General features: G+C 37.2%; 16 protein-coding genes and 1 pseudogene. 11 read left to right on the top strand and 6 right to left on the bottom strand.

From position 1 onward, the window contains the following. Positions 1 to 47: 47 nt before the first annotated feature. Together EHQ59_RS11220 and EHQ59_RS11215 are read right to left on the bottom strand one after the other, a co-directional pair. Positions 48 to 1883 carry an alginate export family protein gene (locus tag EHQ59_RS11220; protein WP_135619737.1) on the bottom strand — a complete coding sequence of 612 codons (1836 nt, stop codon included), beginning with the start codon at positions 1881 to 1883 and terminating at the stop codon, positions 48 to 50. A 105-nt stretch (positions 1884 to 1988) separates the two neighbouring features. Next, positions 1989 to 2975, bottom strand: coding sequence for a sodium-dependent bicarbonate transport family permease (locus EHQ59_RS11215; RefSeq protein WP_135619736.1), 987 nt, complete (start codon positions 2973 to 2975; stop codon positions 1989 to 1991). A 144-nt stretch (positions 2976 to 3119) separates the two neighbouring features. Here EHQ59_RS11215 and EHQ59_RS11210 point away from each other — a divergent pair, with 144 nt between their 5' ends. The 11 genes from EHQ59_RS11210 to EHQ59_RS11160 all read left to right on the top strand — a co-directional run bounded on the left by EHQ59_RS11210 (position 3120) and on the right by EHQ59_RS11160 (position 16280). Continuing rightward, positions 3120 to 4685, top strand: coding sequence for a helix-turn-helix domain-containing protein (locus EHQ59_RS11210; protein WP_135619735.1), 1566 nt, complete (start codon positions 3120 to 3122; stop codon positions 4683 to 4685). 40 nt (positions 4686 to 4725) lie between these two features. After that, the gene (locus EHQ59_RS11205; RefSeq protein WP_135619734.1) at positions 4726 to 6333 is read left to right on the top strand and encodes a SulP family inorganic anion transporter; all 1608 of its coding nucleotides are present in this window, start codon (positions 4726 to 4728) and stop codon (positions 6331 to 6333) included. A gap of 57 nt (positions 6334 to 6390) precedes the next feature. After that, the gene (locus EHQ59_RS11200; RefSeq protein ID WP_244245497.1) at positions 6391 to 7302 is read left to right on the top strand and encodes a TPM domain-containing protein; all 912 of its coding nucleotides are present in this window, start codon (positions 6391 to 6393) and stop codon (positions 7300 to 7302) included. A 125-nt stretch (positions 7303 to 7427) separates the two neighbouring features. Then, positions 7428 to 8747 (top strand): TolC family protein, encoded by a 1320-nt coding sequence (locus tag EHQ59_RS11195; RefSeq protein WP_135619732.1) that lies wholly within the window; start codon positions 7428 to 7430, stop codon positions 8745 to 8747. Beyond that, a complete protein-coding gene (locus EHQ59_RS11190) occupies positions 8737 to 9684 on the top strand; it encodes an efflux RND transporter periplasmic adaptor subunit (protein WP_135619731.1) in 948 nt (315 codons plus the stop codon). The genes EHQ59_RS11195 and EHQ59_RS11190 overlap by 11 nt, the downstream gene beginning before the upstream one ends. A 3-nt stretch (positions 9685 to 9687) precedes the next feature. Next, the gene (locus tag EHQ59_RS11185; RefSeq protein WP_135619730.1) at positions 9688 to 11634 is read left to right on the top strand and encodes an ABC transporter permease; all 1947 of its coding nucleotides are present in this window, start codon (positions 9688 to 9690) and stop codon (positions 11632 to 11634) included. An 8-nt stretch (positions 11635 to 11642) separates the two neighbouring features. Next, complete coding sequence (locus EHQ59_RS11180; protein ID WP_135619729.1) at positions 11643 to 12269, top strand: TetR/AcrR family transcriptional regulator; 627 nt, start codon at positions 11643 to 11645, stop codon at positions 12267 to 12269. A 76-nt stretch (positions 12270 to 12345) separates the two neighbouring features. Next, positions 12346 to 14319 carry a right-handed parallel beta-helix repeat-containing protein gene (locus tag EHQ59_RS11175; RefSeq protein WP_135619728.1) on the top strand — a complete coding sequence of 658 codons (1974 nt, stop codon included), beginning with the start codon at positions 12346 to 12348 and terminating at the stop codon, positions 14317 to 14319. A gap of 12 nt (positions 14320 to 14331) precedes the next feature. Further along, positions 14332 to 14643 (top strand): PLDc N-terminal domain-containing protein, encoded by a 312-nt coding sequence (locus EHQ59_RS11170; RefSeq protein ID WP_135619727.1) that lies wholly within the window; start codon positions 14332 to 14334, stop codon positions 14641 to 14643. A 15-nt stretch (positions 14644 to 14658) separates the two neighbouring features. Further along, entirely contained in the window at positions 14659 to 15723 is a 1065-nt protein-coding gene (locus EHQ59_RS11165) for a multicopper oxidase domain-containing protein (RefSeq protein WP_135619726.1), read from the top strand. A 2-nt stretch (positions 15724 to 15725) separates the two neighbouring features. Beyond that, positions 15726 to 16280, top strand: a complete 555-nt coding sequence (locus EHQ59_RS11160; protein WP_135619725.1) for an SCO family protein — start codon at positions 15726 to 15728, stop codon at positions 16278 to 16280. On the opposite strand, the gene EHQ59_RS11155 is transcribed toward EHQ59_RS11160, so the two are convergent. The 4 genes and pseudogenes from EHQ59_RS11155 to EHQ59_RS11140 all read right to left on the bottom strand — a co-directional run bounded on the left by EHQ59_RS11155 (position 16258) and on the right by EHQ59_RS11140 (position 19843). Beyond that, positions 16258 to 18171 (bottom strand): sensor histidine kinase, encoded by a 1914-nt coding sequence (locus EHQ59_RS11155; RefSeq protein ID WP_135619724.1) that lies wholly within the window; start codon positions 18169 to 18171, stop codon positions 16258 to 16260. The two genes, EHQ59_RS11160 and EHQ59_RS11155, sit on opposite strands and share 23 nt — an antisense overlap. Positions 18172 to 18174: 3 nt before the next feature. Beyond that, positions 18175 to 18645: pseudogene (locus EHQ59_RS11150) on the bottom strand (energy transducer TonB); the annotation flags it as partial. Positions 18646 to 18824: 179 nt separating this feature from the next. Then, complete coding sequence (locus EHQ59_RS11145; protein ID WP_015676210.1) at positions 18825 to 19226, bottom strand: ExbD/TolR family protein; 402 nt, start codon at positions 19224 to 19226, stop codon at positions 18825 to 18827. Between the two features lie 2 nt (positions 19227 to 19228). Beyond that, positions 19229 to 19843 (bottom strand): MotA/TolQ/ExbB proton channel family protein, encoded by a 615-nt coding sequence (locus EHQ59_RS11140; RefSeq protein WP_135619722.1) that lies wholly within the window; start codon positions 19841 to 19843, stop codon positions 19229 to 19231. Between the last annotated feature and the right edge of the window lies 1 nt (position 19844).

Below are 19844 nucleotides of genomic sequence, written 5' to 3'. Positions count from 1 at the left end.
ATTTCCTTCCATCCTATGGTGATCCACCTAAAAATCGAACGTTTTTCTTAAAATGCAGCGTTGATTTGGGCGTAAGCCATATAGGCTTCTTTTGCCAATTGGTTTCTTCCTTGTAAGTAGTTCTGGTTCCATTCAAAGGATTGAGTGGTAGAATTGTATTGAATTTTGCTATTCCGATAATTTCTGACGGCATCACCCGCTTGCAAATAACCAACACCAAGCCATAAAGAAACAAAATCATTGATTTGCCCATGCCAGGTGACATCCACTTCAGTATAAATCCGTTTTCCCAAAGCATAGGGAGAAGAATACGACTGATTGGAAAAGTTTTCCGTACTACCTTTGTCAGACGAAACTGGGTATGGATTTTTTTCGCCGATGTTTCCTGTGGAATTGGGAACACCACTGATGGCATACCATGCATCTTGTTTTTCTGCTTTGTCATTTTGGAAGTAGGTGATTTGGAATTCACCATAGGATTCGGATGAATAACTTAGGCTCACAGATTTCGATAATAGGTTTTGTGCATTGATGTTTTCGGAAATACCAGCTACACTATTGAAGTAAGGGATCACTCCAAATCTTGGATTTGCCAATGTTTGGAAAGTGGAAATGGAAGCATCGGATCTATTTTTATCACCCGATGCATATAGAACTTGGCCACCTAATCGTAGTTTTTTGAAAAAAGTATATCCGGTTTGGAACACGTGCATCTGTCCCGTATACTTTTCTCGTTCCGTTTTTGAATTATCCCATTCATTCGGTAAATATTCTTTTAAGTATGGGTCTTGGATGCGACGACCAGATGTTCCAGATTGGAATGCGGATTCCCAAGTGGCATCCCATGCCTTACCCTCAGGTAAAAAATTTCCTTTGGTACGGTTTGTAAGGCGAAAGCCCGTTGTCGCTAAGTTTTGGTTTTGTCTACTTCTGTTTGCAGCGAGTGGATCATCTTGTGAAACATCAGGAAGACCTGTGATCGGATTTGTTGTATTTTTTTTCCACTTCCTGACCACACCTAAACTATATAAATCCAAGGTGACCCAATCTGGGATCGTAAAACTGTTGTAAGTTCCTAAAAGCGTTGTATCTGTCCCATTGGCACTAGAATTCAGTTTCGGATCATTGGCAGAAGTGACTCCATTTGGTCCACTTTGGGTCCAATACGGCCGCGCCATAAAAAAATCGAGTTTCACTTTTTCGTAATGGAACATGAGCCTTGCCCCATCAAAGGAAAGTCCATTCACGGTCCAGTTACCACCACCAATCATCCTTTGGTCCCCATATGCCCATATTTGTCTTCCGACTTGTAGTTTGGACTGGAGGGGAAGTTTGTTTAATAGAAGAAATGCTTCCCTAACTCCTGTTTGGTTTAGAGAAACGGAATTTGTTTGGTTTCTGGAATATAGATCTGATGTATTATTAAAAAAATTAGCGCGGATATCACCAGAAGATGCAGGTGATTCTCCTCCCCAAACCCGTGCATCTTGTAACGTGATTTTTGCTTGGACATAGGGACTTGGATCAAAAAGAAAATAAAGAGAAGAGGTTTGGAGAGTACGATCCACATAACCTTTGTCTGATGCATTAAAATCTAAATTATAGCGACTTTCTTGTCTTGGGCGCAGATACAATCCAAATCGTAATACATCATTTAGCCAAAATTGAGAAGAGGTTGCCGAATGTTTGGAAAGTGCCGGCTCCACAAACATATGGCGGTTGAATTCCGGATCCAAACCCTTTTCTTTCATGGGAGAAGAATAAGGTTTGGTTTCCTCTTGTTTTGAAACATTACCATCATCTACTGGTTGGGCCAGTAGTATGGTTGTTTGTGTGAACAAAAATAGAAAATAAAACCGCAAGTGATTGGGAAGCCGTAACATAGTATATCTCTCCTTTCCTTATGTAAATTAAGGAAATTTAAATCGAGTTCTGTTACAGAACATAACGCACGTTTCCCAATTCATTTGCAAACGTTTAAATGAAATCTAATGATTCCCTGAAAAGATTTTTAAAATATAAAAATAAGTAGGAATCCCAACAATTATGTTGATTGGGAAAACGATCGATAAGGCAACTGTGAGATAAATACTAGGACTTGCCTCAGGTATCGAATCTTTCATGGCCGCAGGAACCGCAATGTATGAGGCAGAGGCACATAACACCACAAACATCAAAGCATCACCAATTGGCATTTGAATGATTTTTGTTAAAAAGATCGCGATGATTACATTGATGAACATGATAATGAGAGTGGATCCAACTAAAAACAATCCCACTTTTTTTAACTCACGCATTTGTTTTGCTGCATCAATCCCTTTGTCTAAAAGGAAAAAAGTCAGTAATCCTTTGAAAATATCTTCGGTAAATGGTTTTGTTGTATTCCATCCAGATTCACCAGAGAGATATCCTACAATCAATGCTCCAATTAATATATAAACAGAAGAACTGAAAAATGCTTCGTGTAACAGGTGTTTCCATTGAATTTTCTCAGATGGATCTCCATTTTGTTTCTTTTTTCCAAGTCTATCGATGATAACAGCAATCACGATTGCAGGTGATTCCATAAGAGCCATCCCTGCTACGATAAAACCTTGGTATTCAAATCCATAACTATGCAAAAATGCACCGGCTGTGACAAAGGTTACAGCACTGATGGAACCAAAACTTCCCGCAAGGGCAGCAGAGTTGGCATGATCTAATTTGAATCGAAAGATAAAGTAAGAATAAATTGGCACAAAACATGCCATGAACATACAAGCGATGAGTGTGAGTAGATGTTCTTCCGCAAAAGGGGACTTAAAGAGTTCATGTCCTCCTTTAAATCCGATGGAGAAAAGTAGATACAAGGAAAGGAATTTGGAGACTCCTTCTGTTATGCGTAAATCCGATTTAAAGAAAACGACACCCATTCCTAAAAAGAAAAACAAGACAGGTGGGTTGAGAATGTTGTTCAGAGCATGGTGAAAGTCCATATTTGTCCCTCGTGATTACCATGATTTTAGACATACATTTTGTCCAATATCATAAAACTGGACAAAAAAATACTTCTGGTTTGATTTCCTCCGCCCTTGAATTCGCTTCCTTGCGAACGCTCCAGTTCCAAATTGGTGTTATCCATGCGCATTCTTTTTCGGGTTGTTTCCGTCGTTTCACTCCTTTTGGTAGTGGAGGGTTGTCTTTGGAAACCAGAAGCCTTCTATGGCCAAAATATCAGCCAGGAAGTGGAATTTTTAAGCCCAAGTAAGGAAAACCTACCTAGGTCTTGTGATCAAACCTCTATTCGTGCCCTAAAACAAATGGTTTGGGTGCCAAATGAAAGCCCTGATGCGCTTCGGAGTCGACAAAAGATGGAAGGCCAATGGCTCCATTTTCGTTTGCACAATGAACTAAAGATCCCATCCGAATTTAGTATTCTCATCCAATGGATCAATATTCCCAAAGCAGAGATTTGTTCTGAAAACCAAAAAGGGGAAATAGGTGATACTTACAGCGGTTATACGTGGGAAACTTGGCTCGGATTACTCTCTCCCTTCCCCCATTTTAAAGTATCATTAGCGGCAGATGAAACGAGGGACTTTTATCTGTATTTGGATTCTAAGGAAACAATCAATTTCCCTATCCGAACGATTTCCTCTTCCAGTTATCGATTCGTCGTTTTGTTTCGGTTTTTAACATTTTTATTTTTTCTAATGATGGCTGTCGTTTCTTTCGGTTGGGCCATTTCGGAATTCATCAAATCAAAAGAAATCGTATATCTTTCGATTCTTGCCCACTACCTTTTGTTTTTCCTTTTGGTGTACTCGGTTCATGGGAAAGAGTTGGCTTCTATTTTTGGAAATGAAAACAATTTGATTCGCCATTCCTACTATTTGTTTTTATCCATCAATCATTTGGTTTTCTTTTTATACTTGTATAGTTTTGTAATATTTACAAATGAAACTTTGGAATATCCGAAACTGTTTTGGATGTTTGCATTCTCTGGGTTTTTATACTTAGTGGTTCCATTCGTTCCAAGAGTGTATGAATACCGAATTTTTATCTTACTGCTTATTTTTGGTTCCGCTGGATATTTTTTACGAAATACACATCTATCACTTTTCACCAATCAAAACAAGGAAGAAAGAAAATATTTTTTTTCCTGGGCTTTGTTTTTGTTTTTAGTGTTTTTGAAAACTTTATTCCATTTTGATTTTTATCCCTACCAACCTTTTTTCATTTATGGTTCCGTGTTTTATTTACCATTTTTAACAGCAGGAAGTTTTTTGTTTTTGCGAAATTATGAAAAACGAGATGGAACAAAAACCAGATTTCGTTCTATTTCAAACAAAATCAATACGGTAGAGTATCGGACAAAATTAGAATCCCTACTTGAATCAGAAAAATTATATCTAAATCAAAATTGTAATGAAGAAATGATCGCAAATCGGCTTGGTCTCACCTATCACCAATTAAGTGAATTGGTAAATGTTGAGTATCATTTTAATTTCCCTACTTTGCTCAATATCTATCGAATCAAAGAAGCAAAAAGGTTGTTGGTGGAAGAACCTGAATCGAATGTCGCAGAAGTAGGAAAAAAGGCAGGTTTCGGTTCTAGATCTGCATTTTATTTAGAATTCAAAAAACAATCTGGAATCAACCCCAATCAATTTAGAAAATCTCCGTCTCATCATCCAAACCCATAAATAAATAAAAAAGTAATTCGATACAGAAGAGGAAATTCCTATGAACAAAGAAAAACCAAAAGATTGGTTACCCGGTTTAAAAGAAAACTGGCGAACGGACATTGTGTCCGGTTTTGTTGTTTTTCTTATTGCACTTCCCCTTTGTTTGGGGATCTCACTTGCCTCCGGGGCACCACCTATGGCTGGTATTTTTTCCGGAATTGTGGGTGGGATTTTTGTATCCCTGTTTAGCGGATCCCATCTCACCATCAACGGGCCTGCAGCGGGACTCATTGCTGTTGTCTTAAATTCCATTTTTGTATTGGGTGGTGGTGATGCCAAATTAGGTTTTGAACTGACTCTTGCTGCGATTGTGATCGCGGGTGCCATTCAAGTTCTACTGGGTTTATCCAAAGCAGGAAATCTCACTGTATATTTTCCAATTTCTGCTGTACATGGGATGATGGCAGCCATTGGGATCATCATCATATCCAAACAATTTTATGTGGCTCTCGGTATCACGCCTAACGCCAAAACGATTTTAGGTCTTTTGTTAGAGATTCCATCCAGTATCGTGAATGTAAATCCAGAAGTGGCCATCATTGGGCTCTCTGCGATTGTGATCATCGCCATTTTGACTAAAATTAAAAACCCTATCTTTAAAAAACTTCCGGCACCTCTTGTTGCTGTGTTAGTTGGGATTGTTTTAGGTTTTGTTTTTGATTTAGCTGACACACATTCTTACTCCTTACTTGATCATACTTATAAAATTGGACCTGAAAAATTGGTGAATTTACCAAACCATATTTATGAAGGATTAAGTTTTCCCAACTTTTCTAGATGGAAGGATGGAGTATTTTGGGTGATGGTTGTTACCATCGCACTCATTGCTAGCATAGAATCTTTGTTAACCGCAACAGCAGTTGATAATAATGATCCGTATCGTAGAAAATCGAATATGGATCAGGAACTTGTCGCAAAAGGAATTGGAAATTTTCTATTAGGTTGGATCGGAGGATTACCCATAATCGCGGAAGTCGTTCGTTCTTCGGCTAACATGGAAAATGGGGCAAAAACAAGATGGTCCAATTTTTTCCATGGAATCTTTTTGTTATTGTTTATTGTTTTACTTCCTGAACTCATCCATAGAATCCCATTGGCATCACTTGCTGGAATTTTGATTATGGTGGGACTCCGATTGGCATCTCCTCATGTCTTTCAGGAAACTTACAAAAAAGGTTGGGACCAAATAGTCATTTTTTTAGTGACAGTAGTGGTTACAATCGTTGAGGATTTGTTAGTTGGTGTTTTTTGTGGAATTGTAACAGCGATTTTGATCCAAATGTATTTTGGTGTTTCGTTTCGCTATATTTTTGTAGCAGACATTACAAAAAAATCAGAAAATAAAATCCATACTCTGGATGTAAAACATGCCTTACTTTTTTCCAATATGATTTCGTTGAAGTTGTTACTTCGCAAAATCGCACCAGGGGAACGTGTGGATCTTAAGTTTGATGAAAATGTAAAGATGATTGGTTTTTCAGCTATTGAGTTTTTGCAAACTTTTAAGAGAGATTACGAAGAACGTGGGGGTCAGGTGAATTTGATCGGTTTTGAAGATTTGAAACCTATCTCTGCCTATTACGGTGCTACTCGAATTCAAAAGTAGTAAAAAAATTCTTGTAAACATCTTTTCCTAAACCAATATTCCTTTATGCAAAGGATATTGGTTTCTTTCTTACTTCTTTTTCCGATTTTACTATTTTCTAGAGATGTCCCGAATCTAAAGACAAGAGTCACCGATGAAACTTGGACTCTTTCATCTGACTTTGTTTCTGCCCTAGAAAAACAACTAAAAGACCATGAGAAAAAAACTTCCAATCAAATTGCAGTATATCTTTTTTCTTCCTTGGAAGGGGAAAATTTAGAGGAGTATTCCATTCGAGTAGCAGAGGAATGGAAACTAGGTCAAAAAGGAAAAGACAATGGAGTTCTGTTACTCATTGCAAAAGATGATCGCAAATTAAGAATTGAAGTTGGTTATGGTTTAGAAGGGGCATTAACGGATGTTTTGTGTCACCATATCATTGAAAATGAAATCAAACCTTCCTTTAAAAGAGGAGAATTTGATATGGGAATCAAAAACGGAATCAAAGCGATTCTAGGTGCCATCGAAGGGGAATACCAAATGCCCGAAAAAAAAGATTATTCTCATCTGGGTCCATTATCCTTTCTGGGTGAGCTGTCTGGTGCCAGTGAAGAGATACCTCTTGGTTTAAAAATTTTCCTATCCTTTTTTGTCGTTTTTGTTTTGAGTATTTTTACTTATTTTGCAGCAAACGCACCTTATGTTGGATGGTTCGTGTATTTCTTTTTGTTTCCTTTTTGGAGTTTGTTTCCAACGGCCATCCATGGTGCCAATGTGGGTGCGGCTGTGTTTCTTACCTATGCGATTGGAGTCGGTTTATATAAACTGTATCATCTCTTCACACCCCATGGCAGAGCTCGAATGCGGAATGGTAAGTTTAAAATGTCTTCGGGAAGTAGCAGTGGCGGTTGGTCAAGTAGTGGGAGTTCTGGTGGATTCCGTGGTGGTGGAGGAAGTTTTGGAGGCGGTGGAAGCTCTGGAAGTTGGTGAGATCAGAAATTGGATTGGGTAAACGAGTGAATGTTAATTTTTTTTGAAAATCTCGGAACTTTTTCGATAGAAACTGGGTTTAGTATATAGTGAAATTCCTATCGTTTTCATTTCTATTTCTGTTTATGAACCAAATTGTTTTAGAAGCAGAAGTGACAAAACCAATCCAACTCAAAGAGTTATGGCAAAAAGCAATTCAATTTAACCCTGAATATTTATCTGTGAAAGCAGATTACGACAAAGCATTTTACGAAAATGAAAAAAGTTATGCGGGATATTTGCCAACAGTGAATGTCCTGGCATCGGCAAGACAATCGTCAGCTAATTTTAGTGGATCGGGAACTGTAAACGATCCTTTGATCAGTGGAGCAAGTGCATCTAACCAAACTCAAACATCTGGAACAACAACGGGGGAATCTCGTCCCACGGCAGTGAATCGGTATTCCTTAGGTTTAAGTACCAATCAAAATTTATTTGCAGGTTTTCGTGATAAAAGTGGAATTGAAAAAACAGAAGCATTACTTCAAGCAGCCAAACAAACATTAAATGATTCAAAACTAAAAATTTGTTTTGAATTAAAATCCGCATATTCACAAGCTTTATATGCCAAAGAACTTCATCAACTTTCCATCAAAATTAAAGAAAGACGATCGAGAAACCGTGATTTGGTGAAACTTCGGTATGAAGTAGGTCGAGAACATAAAGGAAGTTTTTTACTCAGCGAATCCTTCGTGAAACAATCGGAATACGAAGTTTCTTTTGCTGAACGATTGTTTCAAACCAATTGGAGAGAAATTGAAAGGGTCATTGCGACCCCAATCGAAATTTCACTTGAGACTAACTTAATTTACGAACCAGTGATTGAAAAAAAATTTAGCGAATCGGAAAAGAACACATTATTAGAAGCTCACCCTTCCATTATGGCCGAACAATCCAAGGTTCGCGCTGCTCAGGCAAATATCGGGGTTGCAGAAGCAGGATTTTATCCAGACCTTAACTTGAGTGCCACTGTGACAAGACAGGATGATGTTTGGTTACCAAAACCAAGGAATTATAGTTTTGGAGTCAATTTGACCTATCCTTTGTTTAACGGTGGTAGAGATTATTATAATGTTAAAATTGCGAAATCAGAATACGAAAAATCGATCCATACTCGTGATTCAAAAAAAAATTTATTATCCTTTTCCTTAGAACAGTCTTATTTGAATTTTAAAAATGCATCGGAACAATTATTGATTTTGACAGAATTTTATAAAGCTTCTGAAATTAGAGCTACGATTGCAAGGTCCCAGTATTCCAATGGTTTAATTAGCTTTGAAAACTGGGATATCATTGAAAATGATTTAATCAACAGAGAAAAAAACTTACTGATTGGCAAACGAGATCTCAGTTTGGCAGAAGCTACTTACCTTCGCAATTTAGGAAAATGTTTTGATGAAGACTAAACTCTATTTATCCATACTGGTTGTCATTGTTTCTGCAAGTTTATATTATGTATTTGGTTATCAAAAATCAAAACAGGAATTTAAAATGGAATCGGCCACGGTCACACGTGGTGATTTGATTGTGACTGTCCGTGCTACAGGGACTGCCATTCCTAAAAATCGATTGGAGATCAAACCACCGATCGCAGGAAGGGTGGAATCTATTTTAGTGGAAGAAGGGAATCAAGTGGGGAAAGGTAAAATTCTTGCTTGGATGAGTTCAACCGAACGAGCTGCACTTTTGGATGCGGCCAGAGCGAAGGGAGTTGAAGAATTAAAGAAGTGGGAAGATTTTTATAAACCAACTCCCGTTATTTCACCTTTACGAGGTTTGGTGATTGCATCCAATATTAGCCCAGGACAGACTGTGACACAACAAGATATCATGTATGTTTTGTCTGATAACTTAATGGTGCAAGCGAAGGTAGATGAAACAGATTTATCCAAAATTAAGATTGGGCAAAATGCAAAAATCATAGTTGATTCTTTTTCCAATGAGGCAATCCAAGCGAAGGTCAAACATATCGGTTACGAAGCTGTTATCGAGAACAATGTAACTATGTACAATGTTGATTTGGAATTAAATTTCATCCCTGGTTATTTACGTAGTGGTATGACCATTACTGTGGATTTCATTTTGTCAGAAGAGAAAAATGTATTACTTGTTCCAAATGATTTCATTAAACGTACAAATGACAAAGCTGTGATCCTTCTTAAGGAAAACGATTTATATAAAGAAACATTCGTTAACATTGGTTTTTCGGACGATCAAAATACCGCAGTATTTTCAGGCATCGAGGAAGGAGACTTGGTGTATCGAAAGAAAAAAATCCAAGAATCAAAAAAAGCCAGTGCCAGTGGTGGACCTTTTTCCTCTCCCAAAATTCCAAAGAGATAATGTTTGTTAGCAATTGATATTAAAAATTTATCTAAGTCCTATCAAATCGGAAATTCCAAATTTTCCGTTTTAAATCGGATCAATTTAGAAATCAAACCTGGCGAATTTGTTGCCATCATGGGCCCGTCTGGTTCTGGGAAATCGACCTTATTACAAGTGATGGGACTTCTTGACCATGCCGATAGTGGTAGTTACAAATTGTTTGGCAGACGAGTGGAAAATGAATCTTCCAATGTATTGTCCGATATCCGTGGAAGTATGATTGGTTTTGTGTTCCAACAATTCCATCTTTTGGCAAAATCAAATGCTCTTCAAAATGTTTTTTTGCCTGCTTTGTATACAGAGATCGAAGATCCATATTTAGTTGCAGAAGCACAGTTAACAAAAGTGGGTCTTCAAAATAGAATCCAACATACGCCGAATGAACTTTCTGGTGGACAACAACAAAGAGTAGCGATCGCAAGAGCATTGTTAAATGATCCTCCCATCATTTTTGCGGATGAACCTACTGGAAATTTGGATTCTAAAAGTAAAATAGAAATCATGTTGGAGTTACAAAGATTACACGCAGAAGGCAAAACCATTGTCATGGTCACTCATGAACCAGAAATGGCAGAGTATTGTGATCGAATCATTCATGTCAGTGATGGACAAATTGTTAAAGAAGAATCCAAGAAAAAAAAGAGAGATATTCAAACTTCCTTTCAGAATTCGTTAAGAAGGAAAACTGGTTGGAAATTGATTCAAGGAATATTGAAGCAGTCCTTATTTTCTCTCACATCCAATCGACTACGGACCTTTTTATCGGCACTAGGAATTTTGTTTGGTGTTGTGTGTGTGATTTCGGTAATGGCTTTGGGAGAAGGCGCCAAAAAATCAGTAGAAGAACAGTTTTCTTCGTTAGGTGCTAATTTGGTGATTGTCCGTACAGGTGGGATGCGAAGTGGAGGTGTATCCTTAGAAGCAGGGACAGTCAATCGTTTGGATATTTATGATGTTCCTGCTGTTCAAAAAAAATTCCCTGAGGTCAAACAAATCTCTGCTGTTGTGAATGGAAGAGCACAACTTGTGTTTGGGAATCGAAACTGGAATAGCTTTGTGACAGGTGCCAGTGCCAATTATGAAACTCTTCGTAATTTGGAGCCAACAGAAGGAAGATTTTTTACGGAAGAGGAAGATATCAAAAGGGCATTGGTTTGCCTTGTAGGAAATACCGTCGTACGTGAATTGTATGAAGGTAAAAATCCTGTTGGAACGTATCTAAAAATCAATCGAGTTTCGTTTCGAGTGATTGGACAATTACCAGAGAAAGGCTCCACTGGTTTTCGTGACCAAGATGATGTTGTACTCGTACCACTAAACACTGCGATGCGAAGGTTACTCAATAAAGATGCTGTTGATAACTTAGAAATGGAATTAGATCCAAACGAATCCTCAGATGATTTTATTTCAGCAATGAAACGATTTTTACACGAAAGGCACGGAACGAACGAATCGATGGGGAATATTTATCAAGTGATGAGCATGGCCGATATCCAATCTGCTGTTTCGGAAACCAATCAAACCATGTCAACCTTACTCATTGCACTCGCCACAGTTTCATTGTTAGTTGGTGGTATCGGAATTATGAATATCATGTTGGTATCTGTAAAAGAAAGGACAAAAGAAATTGGACTTAGAAAAGCTCTAGGTGCAAGAGAATCGGACATTCGTTTGCAATTTTTAATTGAATCAACTTTGACAAGTCTCACTGGTGGGATTGTAGGACTAGTTTTTGGTATTTTAGCAGTTCTTTTTTTACAAGAATACTTTGGATGGACAATTGTTTTATCCTTTCCTTCCATTGGATTTGCTTTTTTGTTTTCCATAACGATTGGGATTTTGTTTGGTTGGTGGCCTTCTGAATATGCCGCAAAACTAAGTCCAATTGTTGCGTTAAGATCCGAATGAACCCAAACATGAATCCTGTGGTTAATCCTAGAAAAGTCCCACAACAAAAACGTTCCAAAGAACGTTACCAAAAAATTGTGGAAACAGCCATACAATTATTAGGTGAGGTTGGGTATGATGATTTGACAACTGACTTAATTGCAGAAAGAAGTGGAATTTCTGTTGGATCTATTTATCAATTTTTTCCGAATAAAGAGTCCATCATCTATTCTCATGCAGAAAATTGTTATTTGATTATGCATGATCTTTTTTTTGAAAAACTGACAAAAGAACTAAAACGAAACAAGAAATTTACCCCAGAATTTGTAGATTTTACACTCATTGCCTTTGAACAAACGTTAAATGAGGTGAAAGGGTATCGCCTCATCAATTCAATTTTATACACAAATGAAGCTTTATTACATTTGGACATTGAGAGTAACGAACGTTTCGCAAAGACATTGGCCAAAAAAGTAATTTTAACGATGTTTCCAAAAGTGAACGAAAAACGTGCTTTTTATATATCCCTCATGATCGTCGAGTCAGTGGATTCGGTGATCAAAATCGTTCACCGAACCAAAAAACCAGCGGAAAAGAAACAAGTATTGGCCGAATTAAAAACCCTGCTTTTGGTATATTTTTCCAGTTTTCTATGATTTAACATTGACAAAGTTTTAACACAATTATACAATTCTCCAAATGTGAGGAATTCCTCACGTTTCGGGAAAAACTATGGAAAAAACCAAAAAGATTTTGATTGGAATCTTCATGGCAATGTTCGTAACCTTTGGTTTGAATTTTTGCAATTCGGAAGATCCTGCCAACACAGCATTTGTCCATGTAACAATGATGGACAATGCATTTCATCCACCAGTGATCCGCACTTACAAAGGTGGGAAAATTCGATTTGTGAATGAGGGAAACAATCCTCATAACGCAATCTCCATTAACAAAGATTGGTCAACTGAAACGTCATATGGCAACTTAGCGATGTTTCGTGGAGCACATACGGATGTGTTTTTCCCAGAAGAAGGTGTGTTCCCTTATTTTTGTTCCTTTCATGCATCTCCCGATGGTAAAATAGGGATGACCGGTGTAGCTGTGATTGGTGATGCATCTTACAATCCTCAGGCGAACATGGCAAAGTCCAAAATTTCTAAAAAATGGACTGGTGTAACAAGAAAGGTTCCTTCCCAATACAAAACAATTCAAAACGCAGTGGATGCTGCTTCCCCTGGTGATTTGATTTTAGTTGCGAAAGGAATATATAAAGAAGAAGTCACTGTCACAACTCCATCAATTACCATTCGAGGAGAAGACCGAAACCTTACGATCATTGATGGAGAATTCCTACGTGGGAACGGCATCATGGTTGTTGGTGCTGATGGTGTAGCTGTGGAAAACATCACAACACGAAATGCAACCTTAAATGGAGTATATTGGACTGGCGTAAAAGGATATCGCGGATCTTATATTACAGCTTATAACAATGGTGACTATGGTGTTTATGCATTTGATTCTGTAGATGGACTCATTGAACATTCTTATGCATCGGGATCACCAGATTCTGGTTTTTATATAGGGCAATGTAATCCATGTAATGCGATTATTCATGATGTGGTTTCTGAGAATAATGCATTAGGTTATTCGGGAACAAATTCCAGCGGTAATATTTATTTGTTATCTTCCATTTGGAGAAAAAACCAATTAGGTATTGGTCCAAATACATTGGATCGTGAACTATTGCCACCTCAAAAGCAGATGGTTGTGAAGAAGAATATTGTTTATGATAACAATAATGCGAACGCACCTTCTAAAAAATTAGAATATCCTTCAATTGGAAACGGTATCGCACTTCTTGGTGCTTTAGAAAATGTGGTCGAAGACAATTTGGTGTTTAATCATAATAATTATGGAATCCTGGTTACTATGAATATTGATGAGAACATTTGGATTTCCAATAACAATATTGTTAGGAATAACCAAGTGTATCATTCCGGTAGAGGTGATATTGCTCTCAGTGGACCTGTGAATGTAGGCAATTGTTTTGAAGGGAATTCTTATGGTGTATCGAGTCCTCCCTTTTTGGAGTCATTACAATCTTGTTCCGGAATTCGTTATCCACATGTAGGCGATTTATCTTCAAGTATTGGTCTTCTTGCATTGTTTGTGCAAGCAAACTTAAAAGAGTTTGTATTAGGTTCGTATAAAAACCAACCGATCCCGCCAACACAAATGAATATGCCATCAGAATCTTTGGCGAAAATTGTTCCTGCTCATGATGTATTTGAATCGAGTAAAGGACTAATCAATTCTGCAGAATTACCAAAGATCGACATAGAAGATTTTGAAGCACAAACGAACAAAATGTACACATCGGGTTGGAGAGTTCATTTTCCGGGAACTTTAAAAACATGGTATTTCCACATTATGGGATATCTTTTACCTTTTGCTATTTTTGCTGCTTGGACAGGCCTTGCGATGTTAGATCGTTTTTCCGTGAAAGGTGCAAAAATGGATCATTACTTTTGGATGATTTTACTTCTACCTTTTATAGGTTCACTGATTTATCTTTTTTCAAAAGAATCAAAAATTTCTCCAGTCGTCAGAAATACTGTCGTTTTTGGTGGAATTTTATTATTTTTAACAATACTAGCTTATGCTGGTTATGCGATGACGGCGGTGACGGAACCGTCAATTTCTTAATAGGAGAATTCAATGGAAACTAATTTTGCAAACCCAGGTTTTTGGACTTATTTTATCGGATCGTATGCGTATTATTTACCTTTCGTGTTAACGATGGTTTGGGCACCTCTCGCTTTATTTGGTTTATCCAAACAAAAAGATATGACTACCACGAAACAAGTGATTTGGTCACTTGTGATTCTTGTAATTCCTGTTTTTGGCCCAGCATTGTATTTGCTATTTGTGGATACAGAGTATGAGAAAAAATTCAAACAAATCGCAGTTGGTGGTGGGTTTGGTGTTCTCATCCTGGTTTGGGTTTTAAGTTTGATCTTTCATATCTAACAAGGATACTTTAAGATGGATCGGAAAAGTTTTTTAACAACCATTGGTTTTGGAGTGATGGGTTTTGTGGGATCAATTTTTGGTTCCATGGGTTTTAATTCCAAAAGATCCAATGAGATTTGTGGGCCAACCGATCCTTCTTCCACTTCTGCCAATTTTGGTGTGGTGACAACTCCTGCGGTGAGTGACAACTACCAAAATTCCATTGGTGTTGGTGGAAGTTTACGAGGAACGAATACATATGGAAGTATGGCACATCCTCCTTTTTTCATCAAAGAAGAGTATACAGAAAGATTTTACTATCCACCTAATTACAGTAATTCGAAGAATAAAACAAAAGAATTCCAATTAAATCTATTTCCATTGAGTGTTAATATCGCACACAATGTTAATTACCAAGCGTGGACATTTGATGGTGTGGTTCCTGGACCAATCCTTCGTGCCAATTTAGGTGATAAGTTACGCATTCATGTTAAAAATTCAAGTCCAGATCCCCATTCCTTACATTTCCATGGTACACATGATCCGTTGGAAGATGGATGGGAACCCATACCTGCATCTGGAGAAAGAACGTATGAGATTGAAGCAGGTCCTATAGGTTTACACCCATATCACTGCCATGTGCCACCTTTGATGGTTCATACCGCCAAAGGTCTGTATGGTGCTCTACTTGTGGATCCTCCCGTCAAACGGAAACCAGCGCATGAATTTGTACTTACGTTTTCAGGATGGGATACAAAAGGACAGGGCAAAAATGATTTTTATACCTGGAATGGAATCGCTGGAATTTATGATCGATATCCCATGAAAGTTCCAGTGGGAGAACGAGTTCGATTTTATATCCAAAATATGATGGAACGGGAACCTGTGATGACATTCCATTTGCATGCCCAAACTTTTGATATCATTCGAAGTTTAGGAACTATCGTTCCCGATGGCCATTCAGATGTTGTTACCATCGGACAAACCGAACGAGTGGTGATTGAGTTTGTTTTGAAAAAGAAAGGAAGGTATATGTTTCATCCTCACCAAACACATATGGCAGAAAATGGAGGAATGGGTTGGATTGTCGCCGTATAACAATGAATCGATGTATTGTATTCATTCTCCTCATTTTTTCCCTCATCGGATGCCAATCTAAAACAGATATCAATCAAGAAACCTGGAATCAGTTAGGATTTGTTTTACCGAATGGTACCAGTTTAGATCCAGTTTTTTGGACAAAAAAGAAATCAGTGTTGTACTTTGGATTTTCCCACTGTCCCGATATGTGCCCACTCACCTTAACCAATTTTGGAAGGGCCTCACTCATCTTAGGTGAAAAAGCAAAAGAATTTCAATTTGTTTTCATTACCTTGGATCCGGATAGAGATTCACCGTCTACTTTAGAGAAGTATGTGCAAAACTTTCCTAGTAAAAATTTAACTGCATTGTCTCCGAATGTTGAGAGTTTAGTCGCTTTGATAAAACAATTTGGGATTGTCAGAGAAAAAGTAGGAGATGGTAATTCCTATCGAATCGATCATTCCAATTTTATTTATGTGTTAGATGAAAAAATTAATACTGTAAAAACTTTTCCAGGTGGAGTTTCTGCAAATGTACTTGCTGTGGAACTTAGGAAGTTGTCGGAACCTTAGAGGTTAAAATGATTTCGATTTCCGTTCTTGTACCTTCGGGATAATTTCTTGTGATTTCAAAGTGAAACTCGGAATATAAATTCTTTAATCTTTCTTTGATGTTTCCCAGTGACCGACTCATTAATTTTTCTTTATCTTGGATTAGGTCATCTGGAATTCCTGTTCCGTTGTCATACACAACAAAACTAAAAACAGAATCTTTGATCATTTTAGCATGGATGAAGAGTTGTAGTTGTCCATCAGAGGATCCACGAAATCCATGTTTAAAGGAATTTTCTATGATAGGTTGTAACAAAAGTGGTGGTAAAACAACATTAGAAAAATCACCAGTTTTTTTGAAGTCAATTTGGATTGTATCATAAAACCTGAGTTTTTGTAAGTGTAAATAATCTTCTAAAAAACTCCATTCTTCTTCAAAGGGGATCCAATCTCGATCTGTTCGGTCAGAGATAAAACGATAATTGTTTGCAAGACTCATGATTGCATCACCAATTAACTCTGGTTTGATTTTATGTAAGGCATGGATAGTATTTAAAGAATTAAACAAATAATGAGGATTCATTTTGGTTTGAAGGGTCTTTAGTTGGCTTTCTTTTAGGGTTTTTTCTGCCTTTAATAAATCCTCTTTGTATAATAATGCTTTTTGTCTATCGGCGAATAACGTACGTTCTAAGGCAAAACCTTGTGAAATCACACCAAATAATACACCCCAAAATACAACACCTGTTGGTGTCGTGTCGTTGTATTTAATTGCCAAAAAGATTTCTAAGATTACAAGTAATAAAGTTATACTAAATCCGATGAAGTGACCAAAGGCTTCTTTGTTTCCTTTTTTCCAAGCTTCATAGGTAATGAAAATGGGACCAATAATATTGATTAGATTGAATAAAATGAAAAAACTTCGAGTGCTAATTAAAAAACTATGAGAGATATCTGAGAAAGGTAGAGAAAAGATCAATATTGTTGTAATAGAACAAATAATCACATCTAAATAAATTAAAATATCCAAAATTCGAAAAGAACCACTTCCGAATAAACGACGAACCCCTGATAACATAGGAATAAAGACAAAATTAGAAGCGATGATGGATAAAACATATAAAGTCTGAGTATTTGTAAAAAGATAACGGATAAATTCGTTTGATGCTAAACCTAAAATACCAAAACATAAAGAAAACGAGGAAAAATCCAATAGGATATTGTATTGTTTTTTGTATTCAATAAAATACACTAAAGCACAGATGATCCCAATCATCATAAAGAAGGAATGGAAAAAAATTGCAGTTAGGTTTTTTAAAGCAATTTCTCTATAGAGGGCTGTTTGTTTTCCAATCAAGTTTTCAATGATAGTAATGGAAAATAAAATTCCTTTTTTATGAAACAGTCGAAGGTAGTAAAACTTTGAATTATCTTTTGGAATCTTTACCCAAGAAAATTTTGGTTGGAAGATATTGGGTAAGTATTTTGGGTCTGAAAATTCACCGTATTTAAAAATGGAATCTCCATTTTCGTTAAAGATTTCAATATTTAACCCAGCATGTTCTAATAAAAAATGTAAATCTTCATTTTCTATTTCAGAAAATGCTTTAGAGCGTAACCAGATATATTCAGAATCGGTAATGCGTTTGAATTCTTCGTCATCTATCCAACCAGAAGAAGATAACCAATGCACTTTATGCATTTTCTGAAAATCAATTTTGCCTGAATCATCTTGTGGAATATCACCAACAAAATACTCAGCATTTTCAGAAAGATAATATTCGGAAATGGAACTATCTTTTGGTTTAAAAATTGAATAAACGTAAGAAGGGATCGTAACAAAGGTGATTAAAAACAATAAGCAGATTGATAGATATGGTTTCTCTAAAAATCTGCTGATTGTGAAATTCATAATTTAGTCTTCGAGTGAAAACGTAATTGGCAAACGATGTGCCATTTTTTTAGGTTGCCCTTGCACATAACCAGGGCTAAATCGAACTCGTTTGATGAGTTTCATCGCAGCTTCGTCAAATCCATAACCAGCTCGACCAGAAACTACCTTTGCTGATTGCAAACTACCGTCTTCATTCACTTGGACAAGTAAAACTACTTGTTTTTCCATAATGTTTGCAGCTTTTGCTTGAGGTGGGAAATATTCTCTTAAGTCAAAGTCGATGATTGCCGTTGGCATCTTATCTCCGTTAAACGAAAATAAGTAACCATCTTTATCGGTTCCATTTCCTGACAATTGATTGGGATTGATGTCGGAATTGTCTGGTTCGTCCGCTTTGTCTTTGTTACTTCCTTCTACCCATTCTTGTTTTTCGATAGGTGCAGGTGAAGATGTCCCTCCAATCAGCTCTGGTGGAATTTCTTCGAAACTGACATCAACATCTTCAAAATTGGAATCTTCAACAATTTCTTCCCCACGTAATTGGCTAATGCGGTAACCTGCATAAGTTGCTGTGTGGATGAATAAACTTCCAATCAAACAGATGTGGAAAACTCGTTCCCTGTTTTGTTTGATCGAAGTTTTTAACTGTTGAAGAAAGTTTGAAAGCCCGTTCATTTTTTTACACTGAGGGCTATTTTTGTTACTCCGGCTTTTCGGATGATTCCCATCAGCTCCGTAATTTTTCCATAAGGTAAACTCTCATCCGCAGATAGAGTTAAACGCATGTTAGGTCTAATTTTTGCTTCTCGTTCTAAGTTACGTACTAGTCCCGTAATATCAGTGTCTTTCCCTTCTAAAAGAATCGCACCTGTTTTGGTAAGTGCCACTTGAACTGACTCCGCAACGTTTGGATCCGCTGCTTGTACTTTTGGTAAATTGATATTTAAACTTTCTTTTTTAAGAAAGTTTGCCGTAACCATAAAGATAACGAGAAGTACCAAAATGACATCCACCATAGGTGTGATGTTGATACTTCCAATTTCTTCGTCTTGTGATCCTGATGCTCCAGCCATATTTATACCTTTGTCTTATTCATTTGGTAAGAGAGTAGTTCTTTTTTCAGAATTTCTAAGTTTTGGAGGATGACTTTTGCTTTTCTAGAAAAGTAGTTATTGGCCATAACCACAGGGATCGCTACTCCAAGACCTGCTGCGGTTGCGAGAAGGGCGGTAGAGATGGAACGCATCACTACTTCTGCACCAGAACTTCCGAGTGTTCCTAAACCATAAAATGCTTTGATGACACCTAGCACGGTTCCTAATAGACCGATGAAGGGTGCGTTATTTCCAAGGGTATTTAAGATGGGTAGGCGTTTTTCTAATTCTAATTTTTCAGATAGAATTTGGCCTTCTAAACTTTCATCCAATCCTTTTCTTCCTAGCTTGAGTTGTTTCAACGCAAATTGAATGAATCGATTGTAAATTGATTCTTCCCCGGCATCTGTTTTCCAATGAATGTCTGGTTCTTCTTGTAAAGAGTTTCTAACTTCTGATAAGTAATCTTCGTTCTTTTTGCCCAAGGATTTTTTATAATAGATAAGTCTTTCCGCAAAAACTGCCAATGCTACGACACTAGCAATTCCCATTGCAACAAAAACTAATTCCTCACCTAACTCTACGTATTCCTGCATA

The organism is Leptospira kemamanensis (assembly GCF_004769665.1).
In the GTDB taxonomy this organism is placed as follows: Bacteria; Spirochaetota; Leptospiria; order Leptospirales; family Leptospiraceae; genus Leptospira_A; species Leptospira_A kemamanensis.
The sequence above is the reverse complement of the archived record's forward strand: the minus strand, read 5'-3'. Positions and strand labels throughout refer to the sequence as shown.